The organism is Enhygromyxa salina (genome assembly GCF_002994615.1).
Taxonomy (GTDB): Bacteria; Myxococcota_A; Polyangia; order Nannocystales; family Nannocystaceae; genus Plesiocystis; species Plesiocystis salina_A.
This window is the reverse complement of the sequence record NZ_PVNK01000200.1, coordinates 1-23524: the sequence shown is the minus strand read 5'-3', so window position 1 is coordinate 23524 and position 23524 is coordinate 1. Positions and strand designations below refer to the sequence as shown.

Sequence of the window (23524 nt, the reverse complement as noted above, 5' to 3'; positions counted from 1 at the left end):
CCTTTTCGCCGAGGGCTTTGTCGCCAAAACTTGCAGTACGCCCGGTACAGCGGCGTTTTGGCTTCGCGCCCTCGGCGAAAATTCCGGCGCGAGGCGACACGATGCATTGCACCCCGGGCTGCTAGCAAGCTCAGGCTCGGGCTCGGGCTCGGCCTCGGGCTCGGGCTCGCCGGGCTGCTCGGGTGCAACACCGGCGAGGCGTCGGGGCCGGTCGCCGAGGCGGCGGCGTCGGAGGCCACGCTGGAGCACCTGCCCTACTACGACAACGCCCAGTTCGACCCGCGCTGGCTCGACGGCGACCCGGCCAAGCTCGACGGCTTCCACACCATCCGCGACTTCGAGCTCACCAACCAAGACGGCGAGACGATCACGGCCGAGACCTTCGCGGGCAAGATCTACGTCGCGGACTTCATCTTCACCAGCTGCCCTTCGCTGTGCCCGAAGATGACCGAGGCCATGGCCGAGCTGCAGGCGACCTTCGCCGAAGACGACGACGTGTTGTTCCTGTCCCACTCGGTCACGCCCGACATCGACACCCCGGAGGTGCTGCACGAGTACGCTGCGCGCAACGGCGTGATCTCGGGCAAGTGGCACCTCGCCACGGGCGAGCGCGCGCTGATCTACGAGCTGGGCCGCAACTTTTACTTTGTCGAGGAAGACCTCGGCCGGGCCAAGTCCGACGACGACTTCTTGCACACGGACAACTTCGTGCTCATCGACCGCGGGGGCCACCTCCGCGGGATCTACAGCAGCCTGAGCCGCGCCGAGATGCGCCGCCTGGCCGCCGACATCACGATGCTCGAGAACGAGGAGGGCTCGGCCTGAATCAAGCGCTTGATTCAGGTTTAGCGAGAGATCTCGGACCCCGGCGGCCGTCAGCGAGCTTGCCACGCAGGGCCGGTCGCTCGCGCCGGGTGAGCCTCCGTGCTAGCCGTCGTCTGCGATGGCCGATCCCCGCACGACCAAGCCGCTCGCGCGCCTGCTCCGATACGCGCGACCTCACCGCCGCGCGATCCGAGCCGCGACGCTCTACTCGGTCCTCAACAAGGTGTTCGACCTCGCGCCGCCGGTCTTGATCGGCGCCGCGGTCGACATCGTCGTCTCGCGCGAGGACTCGTTCATCGCGCTGCTCGGCTACGCCGAGGTCGGCGCCCAGCTGTGGATCCTCGCCGGGCTCACCCTCGCGGCCTGGGCGATCGAGTCGCTGTTTCAGTACGCCTACGCCCTGAAGTGGCGGCGCCTGGCCCAGACGATCGAGCACGAGCTGCGCATGGATCTCTACCGTCACGTCCAGGGCCTCGAGCTGGCCTACTTCGAGGATCGGAGCACGGGCGGGCTGATGGCGGTGCTCAACGACGACGTCAACCAGCTCGAGCGCTTCTTGGACGACGGCGCCAACACGGCGATCCAGCTGGTGACGACGATCGTGGTGGTTGGCGGGCTGTTCCTCGCGGTCGTGCCCTCGGTCGCGTGGATGACGATGCTGCCGATGCCGGTCGTGATCGCGGGTTCGGTCTGGATCCAGCGCAGGCTCGAGCCGCGCTACGCCGAGGTCCGCGAGCGGGTCGGGCAGCTCAACGGGCACCTGGTCAACAACCTCGGCGGGATCGCAACGATCAAGAGCTTCACGGCCGAGGACTACGAGGTCGGGCAGATCGAGCTCCGCAGCCGCGCCTACGAGGCGGCCAACCGCAGCGCGATCCGGCTGAGCTCGGCCTTCGTGCCGGGCATCCGGATGGTCATCGTGATCGGGTTCGCGGCGATCTTGGTCTACGGCGGCAAGCTGGCCCTCGCGGGCGAGCTCAACCTCGGCGTCTACAGCGTGCTCGTGTTCATGACCCAGCGCCTGCTGTGGCCGCTGACGGGGCTCGGGACCCTGCTCGATCAGTATCAGCGCGCGATGGCCTCGACCACGCGGGCGCTCGACCTGCTCGACACCGAGGCCAAGATCGTCTCGGGCGAGGTCGCGCTCGCGGTCGAGGACGTTCGCGGCGAGGTCAGCTTCGAGGATGTCGAGTTTCACTACGGCCGGACGAGTGAGGACGCGGCGCCCGTGCCGATCCTGCGCGGGCTGTCGGTCCGCATCGAGGCCGGGCAGACGGTCGCCTTCGTCGGCGCGACCGGGGCCGGCAAGAGCACGCTGATCAAGCTGTTGCTGCGCTTTTACGACGTCGTGGCCGGGCGCGTGTGCCTCGACGGCGTCGACGTCCGCGAGCTCGAGCTTCCGAGCCTGCGCCGGGCGGTCGGCCTCGTCAGTCAGGACGTGTTCTTGTTCCACGGGACCGTGCGCGACAACATCGCCTACGGCAGCTTCGACGCGTCCCTCGACGAGATCGTCGAGGCGGCCAAGGCGGCCGAGGCCCACGAGTTCATCATGGCGCTGCCCGAGGGCTACGACACGGTCGTCGGCGAGCGCGGGCAGAAGCTGTCGGGCGGGCAGCGCCAGCGGGTCTCGATCGCCCGGGCGGTGCTCGGGGATCCGCCCGTGCTGATCCTCGACGAGGCGACCTCGAGCGTGGACAACGAGACCGAGGCCGCGATCCAGCGCTCGCTCGAGCGGATCACGAAGGGGCGCACGACGATCGTGATCGCCCACCGCCTCTCAACCGTGCGCAGCGCCGACCGAACCTTCGTGCTCGAGCGCGGGCGGATCGTCGAGCAGGGCACTCACGTCGAGCTCGTCGCGACCGGGGGCCTGTACGCGGCGCTGTGGCGGGTCCAGACCGGCGAGGCTGCCTGAGCCGAGCACGGGACCCGGGCCCCGGGACCCGGGACCCGGGACCCGGGACCAGCGCCCAGGGGGCGCGCTCATGCGCCGCGGTCGAGCTGGGCGCGGGCGCGGGCGCGGGCGCCACGAATGGCCAGGACCACGTCCACGCTCGGTGAGATCATCGCCGCGAGCTCGTCGAGCGGCACGCCGTAGTCGCCAGTCAGGACGATGTCGCGGCCGCTGTGGGTGGCGATCCGGACCGAGACGACCTCGCGGTTGACGATCGCCGGCCGGGCGAAGCGGATCTCGGTCCACGGCAGGAGCTCGAGGCGCTCGTGCGAGGGGCCGTGCGCGAGGCCCTCGCGCCCGAGCTGGATGACGCGGGGGTTCGACTCGGTCCACACGGAATGAGTGAGGAACCCGGCGAGGAGCACCCCCGGCGCCGTGACGACCGCGTGGGCGAGGCCGCCGATCGTGAACCCGATGATCGCCGCGCCCGCGAGGGTCACCGCCGCGAGGATCGATCCAATCACGCGCGGGCCGACCGCCGGGCGCAGCTCGAGGGTCACCGGGGTAGCGAAGCGCTCGCGACAGAACCCGGCGACGTCGGCGGCGAGCCGGCGCGGCGCCTCGATCCGCTCGTCTCGCTCGTCGAGGAGCAGGCGCTGGAGCATGTGGGCGTCGACGTCGTAGACCCCGTGGCCGATCTCGACGCTCGGCCCGTCGGCGCGGTGAAGCGTGAGCCTGGTCGTGTTGTCGAAGGTCGAGCTGCGGACCGAGTGGAGCTTGTTCCAGGCGATCGCCTCGCTGCGTTGCCGCATCCACGGCCGCCAGGGCGCCGGCTCGGCCCACTCCAGCTCGACCCCGCGGCTGTCGACGAGCACGCGATGGCGCAGGCTCAGCTCGTGGGCGGTTCGGACGAGGTCGAGCAGGGCCGGGCCCATCAGCAGGCCGATCGCCCACGCAAATTCTCCGCCGAGGGCGGTGGTCAGCGCCCACCCGCACACGCTCAGGACGGCGAGCGCGCTCCCGAGGTGGAGCGTCGCGCGGAAGTGGTTGGGGCCCGCGAGCTTGCGTGCCGGAACCACGAGGGCCTCCTGCGTGGGGCGGTAGGGATCCTCGACGGCGCGCATTGACCATGAATGTATACTGCGACTTGGGTAGTCCTGCGACCCGACGGGCGGACACATGCAAGCGATCTGGAACGGCACGATCATTGCTCAGAGCGACGACACCGTCGTCGTCGAGGGCAACCACTACTTCCCGCGCGATGCGATCGTCGCTGCGCACTTCATCGCCAGCGACAAGCAGACGGTCTGCCCGTGGAAGGGCACGGCGAGCTACTTCACGGTCGTGGTCGAGGGGCAGCGCAACGCCGACGCGGCCTGGTACTATCCCTCGCCCAAGCCCGCGGCTGCGCAGATCAAAGATCGCGTCGCGTTTTGGCGTGGGGTCGAAGTGGTCGAGTAGCGGTATGACGACGCTTCGGGCCCTGATCGCGCTGTCCTGCTGCCTCGGCGTGCTCGCTTGTGCCCGCGCCCCGGCTGCGGCCGCGCCCGAGCCGAGCGCCGAGGCAGCGCCCGCGCTGATGCCGATCGAGGCGGTCTCGGCCGACGCCACGGCCCCCGAAGCGCGGCCGGATACCGCGGCCGAGCAGCTGCTCGGTGTGGCTGCCGAAGACCCCGCTGTCGAGCGCTTGTTCGACGGCGCCCCGCCCGAGGAGTCGCTGTTCGCCGACGGTGCCCGCTACCTGGGCTCAAAGGCTCGCGGCGTCGAGCTGCTGATCGAGCGCGGCCGGATCAGCACCGTGTTTCTCCACGGCCAGGGCCACCAGGGCTATACGGACTACGCGGGAGCGATGCCGGGCGGGGTCGCGTTCGGAGACTCGCCCGATCGCGCGCGCGCGCTGCTCGGCGAGCCCGACGCTCAGGGGGCGCGCTGGGACAAGTGGTACCGGCCGACATGGAGCGTTCACCTCGAGTATGGCGACTCGGGCGGGGTCATCTTGGTCACCCTGATGACGGCCGAGTCGGATCCGCACCGCTGACAACGCCGGCTCAGGGCTGCGGCGGCAAGCCTGTGATCGGGTCGATCGCCTCGACCGAGGGCCCCTCACCCGCGTGGCCCGACGCCCGGGCCAGCGTCTGCTCGAGGTGGGCGACGAGCTCGACCTCTGGCGCGAGGCCCGGATCCGCAGCGCTGCGCAGGCGAGACCCGAGCGCCCGAACCAGCTGGTAGGCCCCCTCTTGATCGTTGCGCTCGTGGTGCAGCCCCATCGCCCGGCGCAGGGTCGTGGCCTGATCGACGAGCAGCTCCCCGCGGGTCAGGCCGAGCCCGGCGGACTGGCGATCGACGAGCGCGAACGCGGCCGTGCCCTGGCGGGTCTTGGCGTCGGCCGCGTCCTCGTAGGCGAGCTCGACCTGTGACGAGTGCTTTGGCGAGTTCTCGCTGTGCAGCGAGGCGGACCAGTGCCCTGACATGGGCTGAAAGGAGCTGAAAACGGCTGAAGTCGACACGCGCGGAGTCGAAGCGGCAAGCTGGCCGCGCGCGTCCGCTCCTCGCCCCGATGTGAGCTTGCCCAACATCTCCCGTGGCCGGAACTGGGTCGCGAGGTCGGGTCGCTAGATCGAAACAATTTTTTTGGATCAGAACTCGGGCGCGCTCGCACTGGAGCTTCATTCAACGAGGCACCATGATCAAGATCAGCACCATCTTCTACGACGGAATCATCGCCAGGACCGAAGCCGACGAATTCATGGAGATCGTCAACGACGGCGAGCAGGCGGTGGATATCTCGAATTGGCTCATCGACGCTGGCCCGGCCAGCGCGACCAACAGCCAGAAGTTCGTGTTCCCCGACAAAACGATCCTCCAGCCCGGTCAGCGTCGGCGCATCTACACCAACATGGACCCCAACAACGACGGCTCGAGCTTTGGCTCGAAGACCTCGGTGTGGGGCAACAAGGGCGGCACCGGCAAGCTCTACGACGCCGGTGGTCAGGAGGTCGACAGCTACACCTATCCGCTCGAGACCCCGGATCCTTGGGTGACCTCGACGCTGCTGCCCGGCGGCGACGGCGTGCACGACTTCGGCGTGCAGGTGCTGGGCTCGGGCCGTCAGACGGTCGTTTTCACCCTCCAAAATCGGCGCTCGGACGCCAGGCTGGTGCTGCAGGGCAGTCCGGTCGTGCACGTGAGCGCCGGGGCACCGGCGTTCGTGGTCGAGGAGCAGCCGAGCTCGTCGGTCGACGCCTGCGGCGAGGCGCAGTTCAAGGTCTCGTTCGAGGCCGCCGTCGTCGACAAGCTCAACGGTGAGCTGAGCATCTCGATCGAGGGGCTCGATCATCCCTTGAAGGTGCAGCTCGCCGGTGAGGGCGTGGCCAAGGCCAAGCTCGAGCTGCTCCATGGCGCGACGGCGATGGCTTCGGGCAGCCGCTACGACCTCGGCAAGCTCAACGTCGGCGCCGACGCGGCCACCAGCTTCACGCTGACCAACAGCGGCGGCGCGCCCTTGAACGTCTCGACGCTGAGCCTGTCGCCCGGAGGTGAGATCGAGTTGCGCGAGCTCCCGACCCTGCCCAAGCGGCTCGCCGCCGGCGAGAGCGTGGACTTCGAGATCGCGTTCGCGCCCACGAGCGCCGGGCCCAAGCCGGGCAAGCTGATCGTCAGCAGCGACGCCGGGCCCGATCTCGAGCTGAACCTCGAAGGCACCGCGCTGGCGACCGAGCCCAACTTGGTGCTGCGCAGCGGTGGGGCGATCGTCGCCTACCACGGCAGCGTCGACATGGGCAGCGCGACCGTTGGCGGCCCGGCCGTGCGCAAGACCTTCACGATCGGCAACAACGGCGAGGCGGCGCTGCACATCAGGGCCGTCAGCCTGCAGGGCGACGGCGCCTACTCGATCAGCCCCTCGCCGCTCACGCGGACCCTCAATCCGGGCGAGTCGGTCGACTTCACCGTGACCTTCGAGCCCCAAAGCGGCGCGGTCGGGTTCGCGCAGATCTCGATCGGCAGCGACGACCCCGACGAGGGCAACTACACCTTCAACCTGTCCGGTCGCGCGATCGTGCCGCCGCCGCCGAAGCGGCCGCAGCAGCTGGTGGTCAAGCAATACTACAGCCACAGCCGCATCTTCGACGTGGTGATGAGCAACGGCCAGCGGGTCGACTTCGACCAGAACCAGACCGGGCAGGTGTCCTACGGCTACGTCACGCTCTGCTACTACGTCGAGAACGGCGGTGAGTCGAACCTGACCGTACACAGCGCGACTGTGAGCAATCCGCAGGGCTTCATGCTCACTGGTGATGTCGGTACGCCTTCGGGGCGCGCACCGAGCCTGCCCCGGGTCATTCGTCCGGGCGGGCGGCTGATCCTGTTTTTGGTCCACCGCCTGAACACTGGCTCGAACCAGACGACGCTGACGCTGCGCACGGATGATCCAAACCAGCCGAGCTTCAACGTCAACGTCACCGTCACGGGCGGTGGCGGACGTGGCGGCCACGGCGGCGGCGGTGGCTACGGAGGCGGCGGCGGTGGCTACGGAGGCGGCGGCGCCTGGTACGTCCACACCAACAACCACGGCCAGGGCCGAGGCATGCAGGTCGCCAACGGCGGCACGGCTACGGTGCCGGGCGCGGGCACGACCTACGTCGAGGTGCTGCCACCAGGCAACAGCTGGGGTCAGTACAGCTGGCAGGGCGTCAGCTTGATCATCGACGGGGTCTTCGCGATCCAGCACAAGACCAGCATCGCAAACATGAGCTCGCCGGTGATCTTCTCGATCGCATGCATGCGGCCCGGCGCGATGACCTCGGCGCGCTTGGTCTACAACGGCGCGACGGTGCACAGCTTCCGCATCGTCGGGCAGTACGGGCTGTAGCGCGGCGTAGCTGCGAAGATCTCGTTAGTACCGCGTGCCCCCCGTCGTCCGGACAACCCCAGAACGGACCTCGGGCACGCGGTACTCGTCGGCGGTTTCATCGTCGTCATCGTCGTCGTCGACCTCGAAGGCCTGGCCGCACTGGATCGATGCCGATCACGACTGCTAGCAGCCCGGGGTGCTAGCACCCCGGGCTGCTAGGACGCGCGGACCGAGGTCTTGATCCGCGAGTCCTACGAGCCCGTGGGCTTCGAGGACAAGCGCGAGTGCGAGGTCGCGACCGGCCGCTGGCAGTGCCCCTACACGGGCAAGATCATCAAGGAGGTCCACCTGCACGTGTAGCGCGGAGGTCACAACGTGGCAGCGCGGTGACGCGGCGATGGCAGCTCGTCGGTGTCACCTTTTCGCGGCCGGCTTGTAGCTGGCTTGTAGCTGGCGAGGCGATCGGTGAGGTGCTCTAAGTCCGCCATGAACCTCTCGAACAAGCTGCCCCTGATCTTGATTGGCCTGCTCGCCCTGAGCCCGAACCTCGGCTGTAGCGACGATGCGCCCGGCGACGAGGGCAACGAGTCGGAGACCGGCGACGGAGATGGCGACGGCGACGGCGACGGCGACGGCGACGGCGACGGAGACGGAGACGGCGACGGCGACACCAACGCGCCGCTCTCGATGACGATCCTGCACATCAACGACCACCACTCGCACCTCGCGGCCGACGGCTTCGGCTTCGACGTCTCCGGGCTCGAGCTCAACGCCACAGCCGACACCAACGACACCCCGCTCGAGGAGATCGAGGTCACCTACGGCGGCATGCCGATGCTGATCGAGCTCTTCGCCCAGCTCGAGGCCGAGAGCGAGAACGTGCTCAAGATCCACGCCGGCGACGCGATCACCGGGACGCTCTATTACACGCTGTTCTCGGGCGAGGCCGACGCCGGCATGATGAATAGGATCTGCTTCGATGCTTTTGCGCTCGGCAACCACGAGTTCGACGACGGCGACTCCGGGCTGGCAACCTTCCTCGACTTCCTGGCCGAGGGCGACTGCAACTCCCCAGTGCTCGCGGCCAACGTCGTGCCTGGCGAGGACTCGGCCATCGTCGAGGGCTACATCCAGCCCTACGTCATTGCCGAGGTCGGCGGCCAGCAGGTCGGGCTGATCGGCATCGACATCGCGCAAAAGACCAAGGTCTCCTCGCAGCCGGACGAGGGCACCGAGTTCCTCGACGAGACCGAGACCGCGCAGCAGTACATCGATGAGCTGACGGGGATGGGCGTCGACAAGATCATCCTCGTCACCCACTATCAGTACCAGCAGGACCTCGAGCTCGCCGCCAAGCTCAGCGGCGTCGACGTCATCGTTGGCGGCGACTCGCACACCTTGCTCGGGGGCGAGAACCTCACCGCGCTCGGCTTCCAGGTCGGCGGCGACTACCCGACCGAGGTCACCGACTCCGAGGGCAACCCGGTATGCGTGGTCCAGGCCTGGGAGTACAGCCACCTCCTCGGTGAGCTCCAGGTCGACTTCGACGCCGAGGGGCTGGTCACCAGCTGCAGCGGCTCGCCGCGCATGCCGATCGACGGCGTCGACTTCGTCTACGAGTTCACCAACGACCAGGACGAGGAGGAGGAGCTCACGCTGATGGACGCCGACCGCGACGTCGTGCTCGCGGCCCTGAGCGCCTACGAGGAGCTCGTCGTCATCGAAGAGGACGCCGACGCGGCCGCGCTGCTCTCGACCTTCGACGAAGAGGTCTCGGTGCTCGAGATGGCCGTGATCGGCAGCTCCGACGACCAGCTGTGCCTCGAGCGCTTCCCCGGCCAGGGCCAGTCCGGTGACCTTGGCTGCACCGACGCGACCTACGAAAACGGCAGCGACATCGCCAACCTCGTGGCCAAGGCCTTCATGGCCGTGACCCCGACCGCCGACTTTGCGATCCAAAACGGCGGCGGCGTACGCCAGACCATGGAGGCTGGCGATTACACCGTCGCGGACGCCTACGACCTGCTGCCCTTCTCCAACACCCTCGTGACCATGGAGATGACCGGAGCCGAGATCGTCGCCGTGCTCGAGGACGGGCTGTCCAACCACCTCGACGACTCGGGCTCGACCGGCTCCTACCCCTACGCCTCGGGCATCCGCTTCACCGTCGACGCCTCGGCCAACGAGGGCAGCCGGGTGAGCAACGTGGAGGTCAACCCGCGGGTCGAGGGCGCCTGGGTTCCGATCGAGATGGACACGGTCTACACCGTCGTGACCAACGACTTCATCGCCCAGGGCTTCGACGGCTACGACACCTTCGGCGTGCTGGTGGACATGGGCGCCTACGTCAACACCTACACCGAGTACGCCCAGGGCTGGGTCGACTACGTGCAGGGCTACAGCCCGATGACCAAGCTGCCGATCGAGGAGTACTCGACCCAGGAGTACATCGGCACCGACGGCTGCAACCACAGCCAGCAGCCCGACTGCGTGGACTACTAGCCCTAAATCAAGCGCTGAATTCAAAAAGCTGAATGATTTAGGGCTAGTACGAGCCGCAAGGCGAGCGTTTGGGGTGAGCGGAGGGGGCTTTGCCGCCGCAGCGAGGGGCCTTTTTGAAAGGCCCCTCGAGGACTAGAAGGCCTGAGTCGAGCGCGCAGCGCTTGATTCAGGACTAGCAGCCCGGGGTGCTCTAGCGCGAGCAGCCCGGGGTGCTCTAGCGCGCGAACGCCCGGGTCCACTCGGGCGGCTCCGGCGGGCTCTGATCGAGCTCGGTCGCCCACTGCCCGTCATCGAGGCGCTCCAAGCCCTCGGTCAGCTTGCGGTGATAGGTCGAGACCGGCCCGACGTAGGCCCGAACGCCGCCGCAGTCCTCGACGGTGAACACCATCGATCGCGCGTACCCGGTCGCCGCGTGCAGGACCCAGCCCACGGACCGGCCCTCGGCGTCGGTCGGGGCGGTGTGGATGTCGGCGATCGTCGGGCGAAAGTCGCCGTGGTCCTCGACGGAGTAGAGCAGCCCGCCGTACCACCCGTCGTAGCGAAGCTCATTGGCGCAGCCGACCTTCTCGGCCTCGATCGTCGCGCGCAGAAACTCCCACTCGTCCTCGTCGAGCGCGACGCCGTCGAGCTCCTTGCTCGCGATGCTCTCGAGCCGCCCCATCACGTAGGCCATGTGCTCGAAGTAGGCCTCGACCTCGGGGACGGGGTGGCCCTGGCTGGCGAGGGTCGCGGCCAGCGACACGCCCTGCGCGGCGACCTCGGCCATGCGCGCGTAGAAGGTTGGCACCGGCTCGACGTAGGCCTGGGGGTACTCGCAGCTGATCGCGCTCGTGTACGACTGCTTGGTGTAGAGGATCGTGTCGTGGCGCAGCTCGGCCCACGAGGCCAGCTGAGTGTTGAGGGTCTTGCGGCGCCAGGCCTCGGTCTGCATGGCCGCGGGGTAGTCGGCCTGCTCGGTAGGCGCGTCGAGGCCCCGGAGCGCGTGGAGCCAGCCGTTGTAGACGCTCTCGCGCCAGAAGCTGTCGGGGTGGGCGTCGATCAAAAAGCGCAGCTCGTGGAGCACGCCCTGGTAGCCGTAGGTGTCGAGCTCGTCGGCGAGCAGCTCGCCCGCGAGCTTCGAGCCGAGCGCGAACGCGACGTCGAATTCATGGGGGAGCATGCGCAGGGTCTTGGCCCCGGTCTGGGGATCGCGGAGGCGGTCGAAGGTGACCGCGTGCATGACCTGGCTGTCGACCGCAAAGCGCTGGCCGAGCAGCGAGAACACCTGCGGGAGCTCGACCTGGGCCGCGTGGGCCTGGGTCGAGATGACCTGCGACATGATCCGCTGGACGCCGTACTCGCCGGCGAGCAGCGCGGCTTGGAGCTCCGCATCGTCGGCGGCCGCGAGGGCCTGGAGATCGCCGAGCCCGGCGTCGGCGCGGTACAGATCGAGGGTCGCGGGCGACATGCTGTCGGGCTCGCCGATCAGCTGACGCAGGACGAGCTCGACGCGATCCCAGCGCGCGCGCGGCCCCTGGTCGAGGAGCTCGCCGGTCAACACGGCCGCCTCGAGCCCGCGGCGATTGAGCCGCGCCTCGCCCTTGGTGGAGTCGATCAGAGGCATCTGCGTGCGGCCGATCCACATCAGCGCGCGAAAGTAGGGCTCGAGCGGGCCGACGTAGTGGCCGCGGGGTTGGAGCTGGGAGTAGTCGTAGTCCGCCGACGCGCCGAACAGGTCGAGGGTCGCGAGCTGCTCGGCCGCCACATCGTCGAGGATCGCGGCGACCTGCTCGTCGGCCTCGGCCCCCGTGATCGTCGGCTGGGGCGTCATGTCCTGGGTGAGCAGCGAGCGCGCGACGGCCAGGTACACGTCGAGGTCGCGCGCGGCCGGGCCGAGCTCGGGCGGCACCGCCAGCTCGGCGAGCGCGCTGTGCATCTCGCTGAGCATCAGCTCGACCTCGCCTTGGAGCACGGCGAGCTCGAGCTCCATCAAGATCCGATCAAAGGACCGATGCAGCGCGTAGAGCAGGCTGTCGCTCGTGACGAGGACCGGGAGGTCGGCGGCGTAGAGGCTCGAGTAGGCGGCCTCGAAGGTCCGGTGACGCTGGTGATCGAGGACCACGAAGCCGTTGTTGGCGAGCAGTTCGGCCTGGTCGGCGCTGAACCCGAGCTCGCCCTCGATCACGTCGAGGTAGTCGGCGCTCGTCACGTCGTAGGCGACGCTGGCCAAGCTCTCCTCGCCAGCGTGGCAGGCCTCGAAAGTAGCCGGTTCCATCGCCGCGCCCGCCTCGCGGACCTTCGACCAGACCGAGTCGAAGCTCGCGCCGTCCGCGAGCGCGGCCTCGGCGTTGGCCCCAAAGCAGCGAGGGTCGTCGAGGACGTCGGGGCTTGGCGGCGCGTCGACGCAGGCAGGGGTCGCGGCGAGCGCGACGAGCAGCAGTCTCGACCTGATGTCAGCGAAGGGCGCAGGCATGGTGCTCACTGAAGCTGCACGTGCCAGGCCAAGCGCACGACCAAGCGCACGACCAAGCGTTGCGGGCGTGAGCGCAGGGACGCTGCACAGATTGCGGTTCGAGTTGGCGGATCGGGCCCCGATCGTCAACGAGGTTGACAGTCGACGCCCGGAAAAAAGGAGCGGCCGGGTGCCGGAGTCCTTGTCTCGAAGAGCGCGCGGTGTCTCCGGAGGCCGTCAGCCAAACAGCGTCGTCTTGGCTGAGTCGGAGATCGCGACCACGCCCGGATGCTCGAGGCGACGCGCGACGGTGATCGCGTAGAAGCGCTCCTGGATCGCGTCGGTCCGACCGACGACCCTCACGCCGTAGTCGTGCTTGATCTCCTTTTCGATCACCGAGGGCCCGGCGAACACGCCGACGCCGCGCTGGCCGAAGACCTTGAGCAGCGCGCTGTCGTCGAACTGACCGACGACCTCCGGCCGTAGCCCCTGCTTGTCGAACCAGCGATCGAGCTCGCGCCGGGCCGAGCTGCCCGGCAAGGGCAGCAAGAAGGGCGCGCCGTCGAGGGAGCCGGGGAAGGCGCGCCGGTACTTGGCGGCGAGCGCGGGCGCGGCGAAGAAGGTCATCCCGCTGGTGCCGAGCAGGTGGTTGTAGGCCTTGACCGAGATCTCGGGCCCGAGGGGCACGTCCGACAGGACCAGATCGAGCTCGTGGCGGGACAGCTGGCCGAGGAGGCGGTCGAAGCGGTCTTCGCGGCAGACCACGTGGAGCCCCTCGGGCAGGCTCATGGCCGGCATCAGCAGCCGGTAGGCGACGAGCTTGGGGATCACGTAGGTCACGCCGACGACCATCCGCAGGGGCCGCCCGGTCGGGCGCTGGTGGAGCACGTCGACCATCTCGCGGCCGAGGCTGAAGATGTCTTCGGCGTAGCGAAAGGCGACCTGACCGACCTCGGTCAGGACCAGGCGCCGGCCCGAGCGGTCGAAGAGCTGGACGTCGAGGGCCCGCTCGAGGGTCCGGATCTGGGTGCTGATCGTCGGTTGTGAAACGCGCAGGCGCTTGGCCGCCTCGGCCATGCTGCCCTCCTTGGCGACCATCCAGAAGTAGAGCAGGTGGTGGTAGTTGATCCAGCCTTCCATCGCGCAATTACTTCTAGAAAATCTAAGTCAGACTGTCGAATTTTCTATTTGTTGGAAGTTTTATCAAGGCTACAACTGCGTTGGATTGCCGCCGAGCGCGCTAGAAACGTCCGTCGACGCCGACCTTTGGCCGGCCGAGCCCCTGACTCGAGTGCTCGAGCTCGTCGCCCACGCTGCCGGGGTCAGCCTGGAGCCTCGCGCGGCCTGGGAGGCCGCCGCGGAGGGTCTCGCGGGTGGCCGCGGCGACCTGCTGCGGAGCCTGGGCCTCGCGGGTCGCGGGGCGGGTCTGCGCCTCGGCAGCGTGGCCCCCGAGGCGCTCGTGACCGGGGGCGCGCCGTCGCTGACCTGGATCCCCGGCGGCCGGTCGGGGCGCTTTGTGGTCGTGCTCGGTCGCCGGGGGCGGAAGCTCGAGCTCGTGGTGATCGACGAGAGCGGCGAGCGGCGGCGGCGGATGAGCCGGGGCAAGCTCGACGCGTGGCTCGAGCTCGAGTTCGGCGCGACCGAGCTCGAGGCCCCGCGTTGGCTTCGCGCCGAGCCGCTGCTGCCGCTCGCGTCGCTCGAGGCCCGCGCGGTCGTCGGTCCCGAGGGCCGCTTGGGTCCCCTTCGGCGGCTGCTGGCCCTCGCCCGGCTCGAGCGCGCGGACCTCGGCGTCGTGTTCGTCTACGCCGTCGCGATCGGCGGCATGAGCCTCGCGGTCCCGGTCGCCGTCCAGGCCCTGGTCAACACGGTCGCCTTTGGTTCGGTCCTCCAACCTCTGGTCGTCCTGAGCTTGCTGCTGGCGCTGTGTCTGGGCTTCGTGGCGGTCCTGCGCGTGCTCCAGGCGCTGGTCGTCGAGGCGCTCCAGCGCAGGCTCTTCGTCGACACCGCCGCGGACTTTGCCCGGAGGTTCCCGCGCCTCGCGAGTGAGGTCCGTCGCGAGTATCACGCGCCGGAGCTGGCCAACCGCTTCTTCGATGTGCTGACCCTGCAAAAAGCCGGCGCGACCCTGCTGCTCGACGGCCTCGCCCTGGCCCTGCAGATGGCCGTGGGCATGGTCTTGCTGGCCTTCTATCACCCGATCCTGCTGGCCTTCGACCTCGCCTTGTTGATCGCGGTCGCGCTCGTGGTGGTCGTCGCCGGTCGCGGCGCGGTCGCGAGCAGCCTCGAGGAGTCGAAGCACAAGTACGCCGTCGCCGCCTGGCTCGAAGATCTGGCCGCGAGCCCGCTGCGCTTCGCCGACGCGGGCGCGCGGGCCTTCGCCGACGCCCGCGCCGAGCTGCTGATCCGCGAGTGGCTGCGGGCGCGCGGGGATCACTTCACGCGGCTGCTGCGTCAGCTCGGCGGCGGCGTGGGGCTGCAGGCGATCGCGAGCACGGCGCTGCTCGGGATCGGCGGCTGGCTGGTGATCCGGCGCCAGCTGACCCTCGGCCAGCTCGTCGCGGCCGAGCTCGTGGTCACGGCGATCGGGGCCGGGCTCGGCAAGCTCGGCAAGCAGCTCGAGAGCTTCTACGACGCGACCGCCTCGGTCGCGAAGATCGGCAAGATCGTCGACATGCCGCTCGAGCGCGGCGGCGGCGAGCTGCTCGCGGGCGCGGGTCCGCTCGAGCTCGTCGCGCGTGATCGTCAGGCGGGCACCGAGCTGCTCGCGCTCGCGCCCGGAGACAAGCTCGTCCTCGTCGGTCGAAGCCCTGCGCGCTCGGAGCTGTGCGACGCGCTGTTTGGGCTGGGCGACCCGGCGCAGCTCGATCTGCGCGTCGACGGCTGCGCGCTCGCGGGCCTCGATCTCGAGGCCCTGCGCGCCGACGTGGCTCTGGTCCGCGGCGTCGAGCTGGTCGCGGGCTCGATCCTCGACAACCTCGATCCGCGTCTGGTCCCGCGCGACAAGGCGGCGATCCGCGAGGTCCTCGAGCTCGTCGGCTTGCGCGAGCGGGTCGACGCGCTGCCCGAGGGGCTGCGCAGCTCGCTCTTGCCCAGCGGCTGGCCCCTGCGCGAGGCCGAGGCGCGCCGCCTGATGTTGGCCCAGGCCCTGCTGCGACGCCCGCGGCTGCTGATCCTCGACGGCGCCCTCGACGGGCTCGGCCTGAACGCCGAAGCCCACGCTCGACTCCTCGACCACCTGTTCGCCGCCGACGCGCCCTGGACCTTGGTGGTCATCACAGTCTCCGGGGACCTTGGGGCCGAGCGCAGCGAGGTTGTCGGGCCTAAGGCCCGAGTCTTGGAGACGACAAAGACAGTCTCCGGGGACCTTGGGGCCGAGCGCAGCGAGGTTGTCGGGCCAAAGGCCCGAGTCTTGGAGACGACAAGGACAGTCTCCGGGGACCTTGGGGCCGAGCGCAGCGAGGTTGTCGGGCCAAAGGCCCGAGTCTTGGAGACGACAAAGACAGTCTCCGGGGACCTTGGGGCCGAGCGCAGCGAGGTTGTCGGGCCAAAGGCCCGAGTCTTGGAGACGACAAAGACAGTCTCCGGGGACCTTGGGGCCGAGCGCAGCGAGGTTGTCGGGCCAAAGGCCCGAGTCTTGGAGACGACAAAGACAGTCTCCGGGGACCCGCAGCTGCGGGGCCGCGGCGACCTGGACCCCCGCCCAAGCTGATCATGAGCGCTCGTCTCGACGATTTCGCCTTCGCCTCGGCCCTCGACCACGCCCGGCCGAGCCTGTTCGCGAGCCGCTCGCCCCGCGCCGCGCGGGTCGTCGCGCGGATCCTCGGCGTCGGCCTCGCTCTGCTGGTCCTGGCGCTGGTCTTCGCGCCGTGGCAGCAGAGCGTCCCGGGCAAGGGCCGGGTCATCGCCTACGCGCCGCTCGAGCGCCAGCAGGTCGTCGAGGCCCCGATCGCGGGTCGGGTTCGGAGCTGGCACGTCCAAGAGGGCGACCGCGTGCGCGCGGGCGAGATCATCGCCGAGCTGTCGGACAACGACCCGGAGATCCTGGCGAGGATCGAGCGCGAGCGAAACGCAGCCCTGGCTCGGGCGAGCGCGGCCGCGGGCGCCGTCGAGGTCGCCAAGGCCAGGATCGCCGCGCTCGAGCTGGCTCGCGAGGCCAAGGGGATGTCGGCGGACCTGCGCGTCGACATGTCGCGCAATCGCTGCGAGGGGGCCGAGCGGGCCGTCGACGCCGCGGTCGCGGCCAAGCGCACGGCCAAGCTCAACCTCGAGCGCCAGCGCGCGCTGTTTGACGAGGGCCTGACCTCCAAGCGCCAGCTCGAGCTGGCGGAGATGGAGTTCGAGACCAAGGAGGCCGAGCTCGACCGGGCCCGCGCGACCCTGACCGCGGCCAGGCGCGAGGTCGGGGCCCTCGACGCCGATCGTGACCACGTCGGCGCCGACGCGAGCGCGTCGATCGAGGGCGCGCGCGAGTCCCTGCGCAAGGCCGAGTCCGAGCTCGCCAAGGTCGAGGCCGAGGTCCAGAAGGTCGACTCGCGCCTCGCTCGCCAGCGGCGAATGTCGGTCGAGGCGCCCCGCGACGGCACGATCCTCAGCATCATCGCCAAGCAGGACGCGCAGATGCTCGGGCCGGGCGACCCGCTCGCGCTCTTCGTCCCCGATCTCACCGCCAGCGCCGTCGAGCTGTGGGTCGACGGCAAGGACGGCCCGCTGGTCACGCCCGGCCGCGAGGTCAGGCTGCAGTTCGAGGGCTGGCCCGCTGTCCAGTTCGTCGGCTGGCCCTCGGCCGCGGTCGGGACCTTCCCGGGCGTCGTCGAGTTCGTCGACGCGACCGCCGACGCGTACGGTCGCTTTCGGGTGGTCGTGTCGCCCGCGGGCGGGGACGAGCCGTGGCCGGACAGCCGGTGGTTGCGCCAGGGGGTCCGCGCCAACGGGTGGATCTTGCTCGAGCGCGTGAGCCTGGGCTTCGAGATGTGGCGCCAGTTCAACGGCTTCCCGCCGGTCGTGAGCCCCGAGCCCGGCGGCGGCGAGGGGGGAGCGTGAGTCGGCCAGGCGAGCGCTGGCTCGGCGCGCGCCTGCACCCTTTGTTCGCGGGCTTGGTCGGGCTCGCCCTGGGCCTGGCGTCGGGCGTGGCGCTGGCCGCCGACCCGCCTGCGCCGCTGCTCACGGCCGCGCTGAGCGAGGGCGCGGGCGAGGGCCCCGGCGATGACTTTCGACGCAGCGATCCCGAGGAGGTCGAGCTCGCGCCGGTCGCCGAGAGCTCGGGCCTGAGCGGGCTGACGGCGGTCCAAACCCGGACCGAGGTCCTGACCCTCGCCGAGGTCCTCGACGCCGTCGCGGCCGCCGACCCTCGCCTCGTCGCGGCGCAAAAGAAGATCGACGCCGCCGACGGCGAGCTGCTTGGCGCCCGCGGGGGCTTTGACACCAAAGTCGCGATGCGCGGGCTGATCCAGCCCCTCGGCTACTACCAGCACGGCCTCGTCGACGTCCGCGTCGAGCAAGCGACGCCGCTGTGGGGCCTGGGCGTGTGGTCCGGCTGGCGGCTCGGGCTCGGCGAGTTCGCGGTCTACGATGGCAAGCTCCGGACCGCGGACGCGGGGGAGCTCCGGGCCGGGGTCAGCCTCCCGGTCTGGCAGGGCGGGCCGATCGATCGGACCCGGGCCGACATCAGCCAGGCGCGGATCGGCCAGCAGCGCGCCGGGCTCGAGCGCGACGCCAAGCAGCTCGAGCTCGAGGCCAAGGCGGCCAAGGCCTACTGGATCTGGGTCACGACGGGGCTCGAGCTCGAGATCGAGCGCTCGCTGCTCGGGATCGCCCTCGAGCGTGACGGCGGCCTGCGCAGGCAGATCGAGCTCGGCGAGGTCGAGGCGATCGTCGGGACCGACAACCGCCGAGTGATCCTCGCGCGCGAGGCCCGGGTCGTCGGGGCCGAGCGCGAGTTTCAGGCGGCGGCGCTCGAGCTCTCGCTGTTCTTGCGCGACGCGAGGGGCGAGCCCGACCTCGCTGGCGCCGAGCGCCTGCCCCTCGCGTTCCCCGAGCTCGCGCCGCCTGGGGTCGTCGACATCGAGACCGAGATCCAGACCGCGGTCGATCGGCGCCCGGACCTCGCGGCGGTCCACGCGGGCCGCGAGCAGGCCGAGGTCGAGCTTCGCCTGGCCAAGAACCTGCGCAGCCCGGCGATCGATCTCTCGGCCTGGGCAGCCAAGGACATCGGCCCCGGGCCCGCGGATCGCCTGCCCGCCGAGCTCGTCGCGATGGTCGAGATCGAGGTCCCGATCCCGCTTCGCAAGGCTCGGGGGCAGCTTCAGGCCGCGCGGGCGGAGCTCGGTCAGATCGACGCAAAGCTGCGCTTTGCTCGGGACCGCGTCGCCGTTGACGTTCGTGACGCGCACTCGGCCCTCGCCGCGGCCTACCAGCGGGCGCAGCTGGCCCGTGAGCAGGTCGACCTCGCCCAGACCCTGGCCCGCGCGGAGCTGCGGCGCTTCGAGCTCGGCGCGGGCGACCTTCTGCTCGTCAACCTGCGCGAGCTGGCCACGGCCACGGCGGCGCGCGAGCAGGTCGAGGCGCTCGCGGACTACTTTGTGGCCAAGGCCCAGCTCGACGTCGCGATGGGGCTGCAGGTCGAGCGGGACTGATCAGGCCCGAGCCCGCAGCGAGCGCAGCGGCCGACCCAACCACGCGAACGCGAGGAGGGCGGCGACCATCCAGACCCCCAAGCCCAGGCTGAGATCGACCTGCAGCATCTTGGCTCGGTCCTCGGTCTTGGCCAGCTCGTAGAGCGCGTGGAAATTGATCATCCACAGCGCGACCTCGAGCGACGCGCAGATCATCGGCGCCCAGCGGTCGCGCGACGCCGGACTCAGGCCCGGCGCCAGCGCCTCGATCGCGCTGGCCTGCGCTCCAGATCGCCAGCCCGCCGCGAGTAACAAGGGCAGCAGCGACGCACACACGAAGTAGTAGCCGACGGTGCCCTGCAGCGCCCAAAAGCCCAGGCACCCGACCAAGACGCAGGCCGCGGCCGGCCGCAGCCGGGTCGCGACGACCAAGGCCGCGAGCATCAGGAACCAGCCCAGCGTCTTGTAGGGCGCGCGGACGCGTCGGTACTCACGGACGCGATCGGCCCGCGTGCGTCGGTCGTCCTCGCGGACCGAGTGCATCATCGCGAACTTGAGCCCGAGGCCGAACCCGGGCGTCGCGGTCAGCGGGCCGGGCTCGAGGTCGCGGGGTTTGAAGTCGACGCTGTGGATCCGCATGTCGTCGACCCAGTTCGTGTAGTTGCGGACCCCGTCGCCGTGCGCGGCTCCGAGCCCGAGGCACACGACCCCCGCGATCACACAGCTGGCGAGGAAGCGCTTGCCCGAGGCGGAGCGCCCGCGCAGGAATTCGCCGACGAAGGACGCGGCCGCGCCGAGCCAAAAGAACACGGGGAAGGCGACCAGGGCCGTCGAGACCGTCAGCCCGACCCCCGCCCGGGCCCACCGCTCGCGCGCGAGGGCGGCGACGGCGAGGGCCAGGAGGATCACCCAGTAGTAGCGGCTCGGCGATCCACCGATCATGTCGAAGCGGTCGGCCGCCGCCACGAAGTAGTAGGCCGAGGACAGCATCCCCACGCGCCAACCAAAGGCGAGGCAGAGGAAAAAGCCGATCGCACAGATCCCCCACACGTCGATCAGGGACATGCGCGCGACCGTGACGATGTCGAGGGTCCCCACGGCCTGGCCGAGCTTGCCCATCACGAAGGCGTGGAGGGGGGTCCCGTTGTAGCCCTTGTCGCCCAGGGTCCGCGAGTTGATCCGGCTGGGCTTGTTCGCGCGGCGAAACAGGCCCTCGATGTCGGCCTCGAACGCGGCCCAGCGCGCCTCGCTGAATCGGGGGCGGCAGGTGTCGTCCTTCGCCAGGCGCTGACGGGCCTGCCTGACCCGCCCGAAGGTGTAGTCCTCGAGGTCGCGGATCCTGGCCTTGGCAGGCATGCGGCGACCGACCTTCGTGAGCAGCACGCAGTCGTAGAATTCGGTGTAGCCGAGCTCGGCGTAGTACTTGGCGCCGAGGGTGTAGTGGAAGCTGTCGTGGGTCTGGACCCAGCCGGGTTGGCGCAGGATCCGGGCGAAGTAGGTGTAGTTGAGGCCCGTGAACAGGACCGCGGCCCCGAGCAGGGCCGCGGTCGCCCGGCGCCCCCACGCGCTCGCCAGCCAGCGTCGGGTCCCGGCGTGGAGCCGCGCCGCGGCCAGCAGCGCGAGGGGCAAGCAGGTGTAGGCCATGACCCGGTACAGGGCCCAGCGGTCCGCATAGATGTTCGTGACCCACTCCGGCGCCTTGCGCTGGGGCTCGGCGAAGTCGACCCAGACCCGGAGCGTGACGAAGCAAGCGATCGCCAGATAGGGGAGGGCGACCAGCCACCAGCGGGCGCGGGTCGCCTCGGGCTCGCCCGGACCGGGGCCGAGCTGGGGGCTCCGATCCTCGACGCGACCTTGGGGGGGCGGCGTGGACGGGGCCCGAGGGTCGAGCGGCGACGCTGGGTCCACGCCGGAGGTTATCAGCCCCGGACCCGTGACAGCCACTTGCCGCCCGCGGCCTGATAGACGAACGCGATCACGAGCAGCGCGACATAGCCGAGCGCCGCCTGCTTGAGCAGCGCGTTGAACCCGACGTCGATCATCGCGGCCAGCGCGTAGGCCGAGCCGACCACGCTCGACAGCGTGCTGAGCCCGTAGCTGATCGAGACCGTCTGGGCCCGATCCTGATCGACCAGGCACGAGACCAGGTGCGGGTAGAACAGCCCGAGCACGACCCCGAGCGGCGCCGTTGCGACCGTTGCGAGCACGAGCTTGAGGGCGACCGGCAGGTAGAGCAGGTTGCCGACCATCCAGTCGAGCACGAACATCACGATCACGACGGCGATCACCGCGAGCCCGGCGATCACGCGGGTGTCGTGGAGCTTCTCGAGCCGCGGATAGATCGCGCTGCCGACCCCGCTGGTCAGCAAGAACAGCGAGAGCACCGCGGCCATGCTCAACAAGGGCTGGGTCAAGAACAGCTCGAGCTTGGCCATGATCGCGACCTCGCAGAGCATGAAGCAAAAGCCCGTGACCAGCAGATAAAAGAGCACCGGGATCGGGGCTCGGGAGTCGCGTTTGAGCGCGGCCACGCCGATGAAGAGCAAGGCGATGCCCGACAAGATCACGACCGTGGTGATCTTGATCCAGGTGATGTACCAGGCGAGGGTCTTCTTCTTGCCCTCGGGCGGGATCAGCTCGTACTCGTCGCGGTTGAGATCCTTCATGAAGGGGCGGTCGTCGACGAAGGTCTCGCCGGGCGCGCCCTCGATCGCGTCGCGGTACCTCTGGCCCCGGACGTTCTTGGCCTTGAGGTAGCGAATCCTGCGCCTGAGCTTCTTGTTCTTGCTCCGCGCGGCCGCCCAGACCTTCTCGATCTCCTCGTCGGTGAAGCCGTCGGGCGAGAGGATCATGTCGTCGTCACCGCGGTTGGGATCGTCGACGACGATCACGCGGTTCTCGAAGTCCTCGAGGCCGCGCTGGACGAAGACCTCGCGGAGGTTGAACATCCGCTTTTGCAGCGGCTGGTGATCGAAGATCATGGTCCCGCCGGGGGCGAGCAGGTCGAGGTAGGTGTGGTAGGCCTCGACGGTGTCGAGGTACTTGGTCGTGTACCCGGTCGTCGCCGTGGTCGCGGCGTTGGACCCGAGGTAGATCAGGTCGTACTTGGTGCCCTCGGGCCGCGTGGTCAGGAAGTGGCGGCCCTCGTCGATGACGAGGTTGATGCGGTCCTGATCGAGGAACTCGGCGATGTTGTAGCTCTGGATCGCCTCGCTCTCGCGCCCGAGCTTCTTGACCAGGCCGTTGATCTCGACCCCGGTGATCGTTGCCTGGCGGTGGGAGAGCTCGTCGAAGCGGATCATCTCGGCGCCGGTCCCGGCGAACATCACGAGGATGTTCTTGGGCTCGCGGCCCATGACCCACGCCGCGTCCATGCCCTGAAGGATCCGCGCCTCACGGTCGCGGTCGTGGTAGCCCCACACGTGGACGTTGCTGCGCGAGTTGTTGTGGATGATCGCGTAGCTCGGCTTGCCGCCCTTCTTCGGGGACAAGCGCTTGACCAGGGCCACGCGCGAGTGCTCGTTCCAGGCCCGCTCGAGCTCGACGTAGGTGCCCTTGGTGCCCCACTGCTCGTAGGAGACCGTGCGATCGGCGTAGTCGACGAGGCGCTCGGACCCGACGGCGACGACCAGCCCGACCACGGCGACCATGATCCGCGAGCGCTTGTCGGGGCACGCGAGCAGCAGCGGCACGAACGAGAGCACGATCAGCACGATCACGACCGTCGGCAGCCCGCCAAAGTGGAACGCGACCGGGGTCAGCGCGCAGGCCAGGGCCGCGCCGAGCAGGTCGGCGGCGTAGATCGAGCCGATCTCGTCGCGGCGCAGCTGGTACATCGAGGTCAGGATCCGCCCGAAGCTGAAGAAGGGCAGGACCATGATCACGATGAACACGGCGGTCTTCTTGGCCAAATAGTCGAGCTGCTTGGCGATGACCATCGTCGAGGTCACGGGCATCACCCAGCTGAACAGGACGAAGGCGAACAGCAGCCCGGCGACGCACAGCGTGACGAGGATCGCGAGCTCGCGCTGGATGTTGAACTTCTCGAGCGTCGCGGGCCGGAAGTGGATGTAGAGGCTGCCGAGCGCGAGCCCGAGGAAGGCGATCGGCAGGGCGAGGTAGGCGTTGTCGGCCCCGAGGTGGAAGTCGACGAGGCGCGCGAGCACGAGCTCGAACATCAGACAGCACAGCGCTGTCGCGAACACGAGGCGGCGATAGTTGAGTTGGGGCGCGGCTTGTTGCATGGGCTAGGCTCAGATCAGGGGGAAGAAGGTACCCCCTCGGCCGGGGTTTACGTACAATGCCCGAGTGAGGCGACTCCTCCGAGCGGCCCGGGGGCCTTTGCCCGGCCTGGCCATTGGGACAGCGCTGGCGCTCGGCTGTGGGGAGGACGGGGGCGAGGACGGGCA

At 69.5% G+C, this 23524-nt stretch carries 15 protein-coding genes and 1 pseudogene; 10 read left to right on the top strand and 6 right to left on the bottom strand.

Going from position 1 to position 23524, the window contains the following annotated elements; genetic code table 11:
* Both ENSA5_RS23270 and ENSA5_RS23265 read left to right on the top strand, forming a co-directional pair.
* Nucleotides 1–825, top strand: an 825-nt coding sequence (locus tag ENSA5_RS23270) for an SCO family protein (protein ID WP_219906842.1), incomplete at its 5' end; no start/stop codon positions are given.
* A 118-nt stretch (nucleotides 826–943) separates the two neighbouring features.
* The gene (locus ENSA5_RS23265; RefSeq protein ID WP_106393889.1) at nucleotides 944–2740 is read left to right on the top strand and encodes an ABC transporter ATP-binding protein; all 1797 of its coding nucleotides are present in this window, start codon (nucleotides 944–946) and stop codon (nucleotides 2738–2740) included.
* Nucleotides 2741–2808: 68 nt separating this feature from the next.
* Here ENSA5_RS23265 and ENSA5_RS23260 read toward each other — a convergent pair whose 3' ends face one another.
* Nucleotides 2809–3843 carry a hypothetical protein gene (locus ENSA5_RS23260; protein ID WP_106393888.1) on the bottom strand — a complete coding sequence of 345 codons (1035 nt, stop codon included), beginning with the start codon at nucleotides 3841–3843 and terminating at the stop codon, nucleotides 2809–2811.
* Nucleotides 3844–3889: 46 nt separating this feature from the next.
* On the opposite strand from ENSA5_RS23260, the pseudogene ENSA5_RS23255 reads away from it, so the two are divergent.
* Both ENSA5_RS23255 and ENSA5_RS23250 read left to right on the top strand, forming a co-directional pair.
* A pseudogene (locus ENSA5_RS23255) lies at nucleotides 3890–4180 on the top strand (DUF427 domain-containing protein); the annotation flags it as partial.
* Nucleotides 4181–4184: 4 nt separating this feature from the next.
* Nucleotides 4185–4757 (top strand): hypothetical protein, encoded by a 573-nt coding sequence (locus tag ENSA5_RS23250; protein ID WP_106393886.1) that lies wholly within the window; start codon nucleotides 4185–4187, stop codon nucleotides 4755–4757.
* A 10-nt stretch (nucleotides 4758–4767) separates the two neighbouring features.
* Here ENSA5_RS23250 and ENSA5_RS23245 read toward each other — a convergent pair whose 3' ends face one another.
* A complete protein-coding gene (locus ENSA5_RS23245) occupies nucleotides 4768–5190 on the bottom strand; it encodes a hypothetical protein (protein ID WP_106393885.1) in 423 nt (140 codons plus the stop codon).
* 212 nt (nucleotides 5191–5402) lie between these two features.
* On the opposite strand from ENSA5_RS23245, the gene ENSA5_RS23240 reads away from it, so the two are divergent.
* From ENSA5_RS23240 to ENSA5_RS23235, 3 genes are all read left to right on the top strand, one after another.
* Nucleotides 5403–7589, top strand: coding sequence for a choice-of-anchor D domain-containing protein (locus ENSA5_RS23240; protein ID WP_106393884.1), 2187 nt, complete (start codon nucleotides 5403–5405; stop codon nucleotides 7587–7589).
* Nucleotides 7590–7808: 219 nt separating this feature from the next.
* Entirely contained in the window at nucleotides 7809–7931 is a 123-nt protein-coding gene (locus ENSA5_RS39320) for a hypothetical protein (protein WP_258182990.1), read from the top strand.
* Nucleotides 7932–8057: 126 nt separating this feature from the next.
* On the top strand, nucleotides 8058–10073 hold the full coding sequence (locus ENSA5_RS23235) for a 5'-nucleotidase C-terminal domain-containing protein (RefSeq protein ID WP_106393883.1): 2016 nt from the start codon (nucleotides 8058–8060) through the stop codon (nucleotides 10071–10073).
* Nucleotides 10074–10287: 214 nt separating this feature from the next.
* Here ENSA5_RS23235 and ENSA5_RS23230 read toward each other — a convergent pair whose 3' ends face one another.
* Both ENSA5_RS23230 and nhaR read right to left on the bottom strand, forming a co-directional pair.
* Entirely contained in the window at nucleotides 10288–12525 is a 2238-nt protein-coding gene (locus ENSA5_RS23230; RefSeq protein WP_146156023.1) for a DUF3160 domain-containing protein, read from the bottom strand.
* 216 nt (nucleotides 12526–12741) lie between these two features.
* On the bottom strand, nucleotides 12742–13644 hold the full coding sequence (gene nhaR, locus ENSA5_RS23225; RefSeq protein WP_106393881.1) for a transcriptional activator NhaR: 903 nt from the start codon (nucleotides 13642–13644) through the stop codon (nucleotides 12742–12744).
* A 151-nt stretch (nucleotides 13645–13795) separates the two neighbouring features.
* Here nhaR and ENSA5_RS23220 point away from each other — a divergent pair, with 151 nt between their 5' ends.
* Genes ENSA5_RS23220 through ENSA5_RS23210 form a run of 3 tightly spaced genes read left to right on the top strand, consistent with a single transcriptional unit; the run spans nucleotide 13796 to nucleotide 19136 of the window.
* Complete coding sequence (locus tag ENSA5_RS23220; RefSeq protein WP_106393880.1) at nucleotides 13796–16213, top strand: ATP-binding cassette domain-containing protein; 2418 nt, start codon at nucleotides 13796–13798, stop codon at nucleotides 16211–16213.
* Between the two features lie 2 nt (nucleotides 16214–16215).
* On the top strand, nucleotides 16216–17544 hold the full coding sequence (locus tag ENSA5_RS23215) for an HlyD family secretion protein (RefSeq protein ID WP_106393879.1): 1329 nt from the start codon (nucleotides 16216–16218) through the stop codon (nucleotides 17542–17544).
* Entirely contained in the window at nucleotides 17541–19136 is a 1596-nt protein-coding gene (locus tag ENSA5_RS23210) for a TolC family protein (protein ID WP_181198055.1), read from the top strand. Before ENSA5_RS23215 ends, ENSA5_RS23210 begins: the two co-directional genes overlap by 4 nt.
* Here the strand turns inward: ENSA5_RS23210 and ENSA5_RS23205 are convergent, their stop codons facing one another.
* Together ENSA5_RS23205 and ENSA5_RS23200 are read right to left on the bottom strand one after the other, a co-directional pair.
* Nucleotides 19137–21023, bottom strand: a complete 1887-nt coding sequence (locus ENSA5_RS23205; RefSeq protein WP_106393877.1) for a hypothetical protein — start codon at nucleotides 21021–21023, stop codon at nucleotides 19137–19139.
* A gap of 11 nt (nucleotides 21024–21034) precedes the next feature.
* On the bottom strand, nucleotides 21035–23359 hold the full coding sequence (locus ENSA5_RS23200; RefSeq protein ID WP_106393876.1) for an MFS transporter: 2325 nt from the start codon (nucleotides 23357–23359) through the stop codon (nucleotides 21035–21037).
* Nucleotides 23360–23524: the final 165 nt, after the last annotated feature.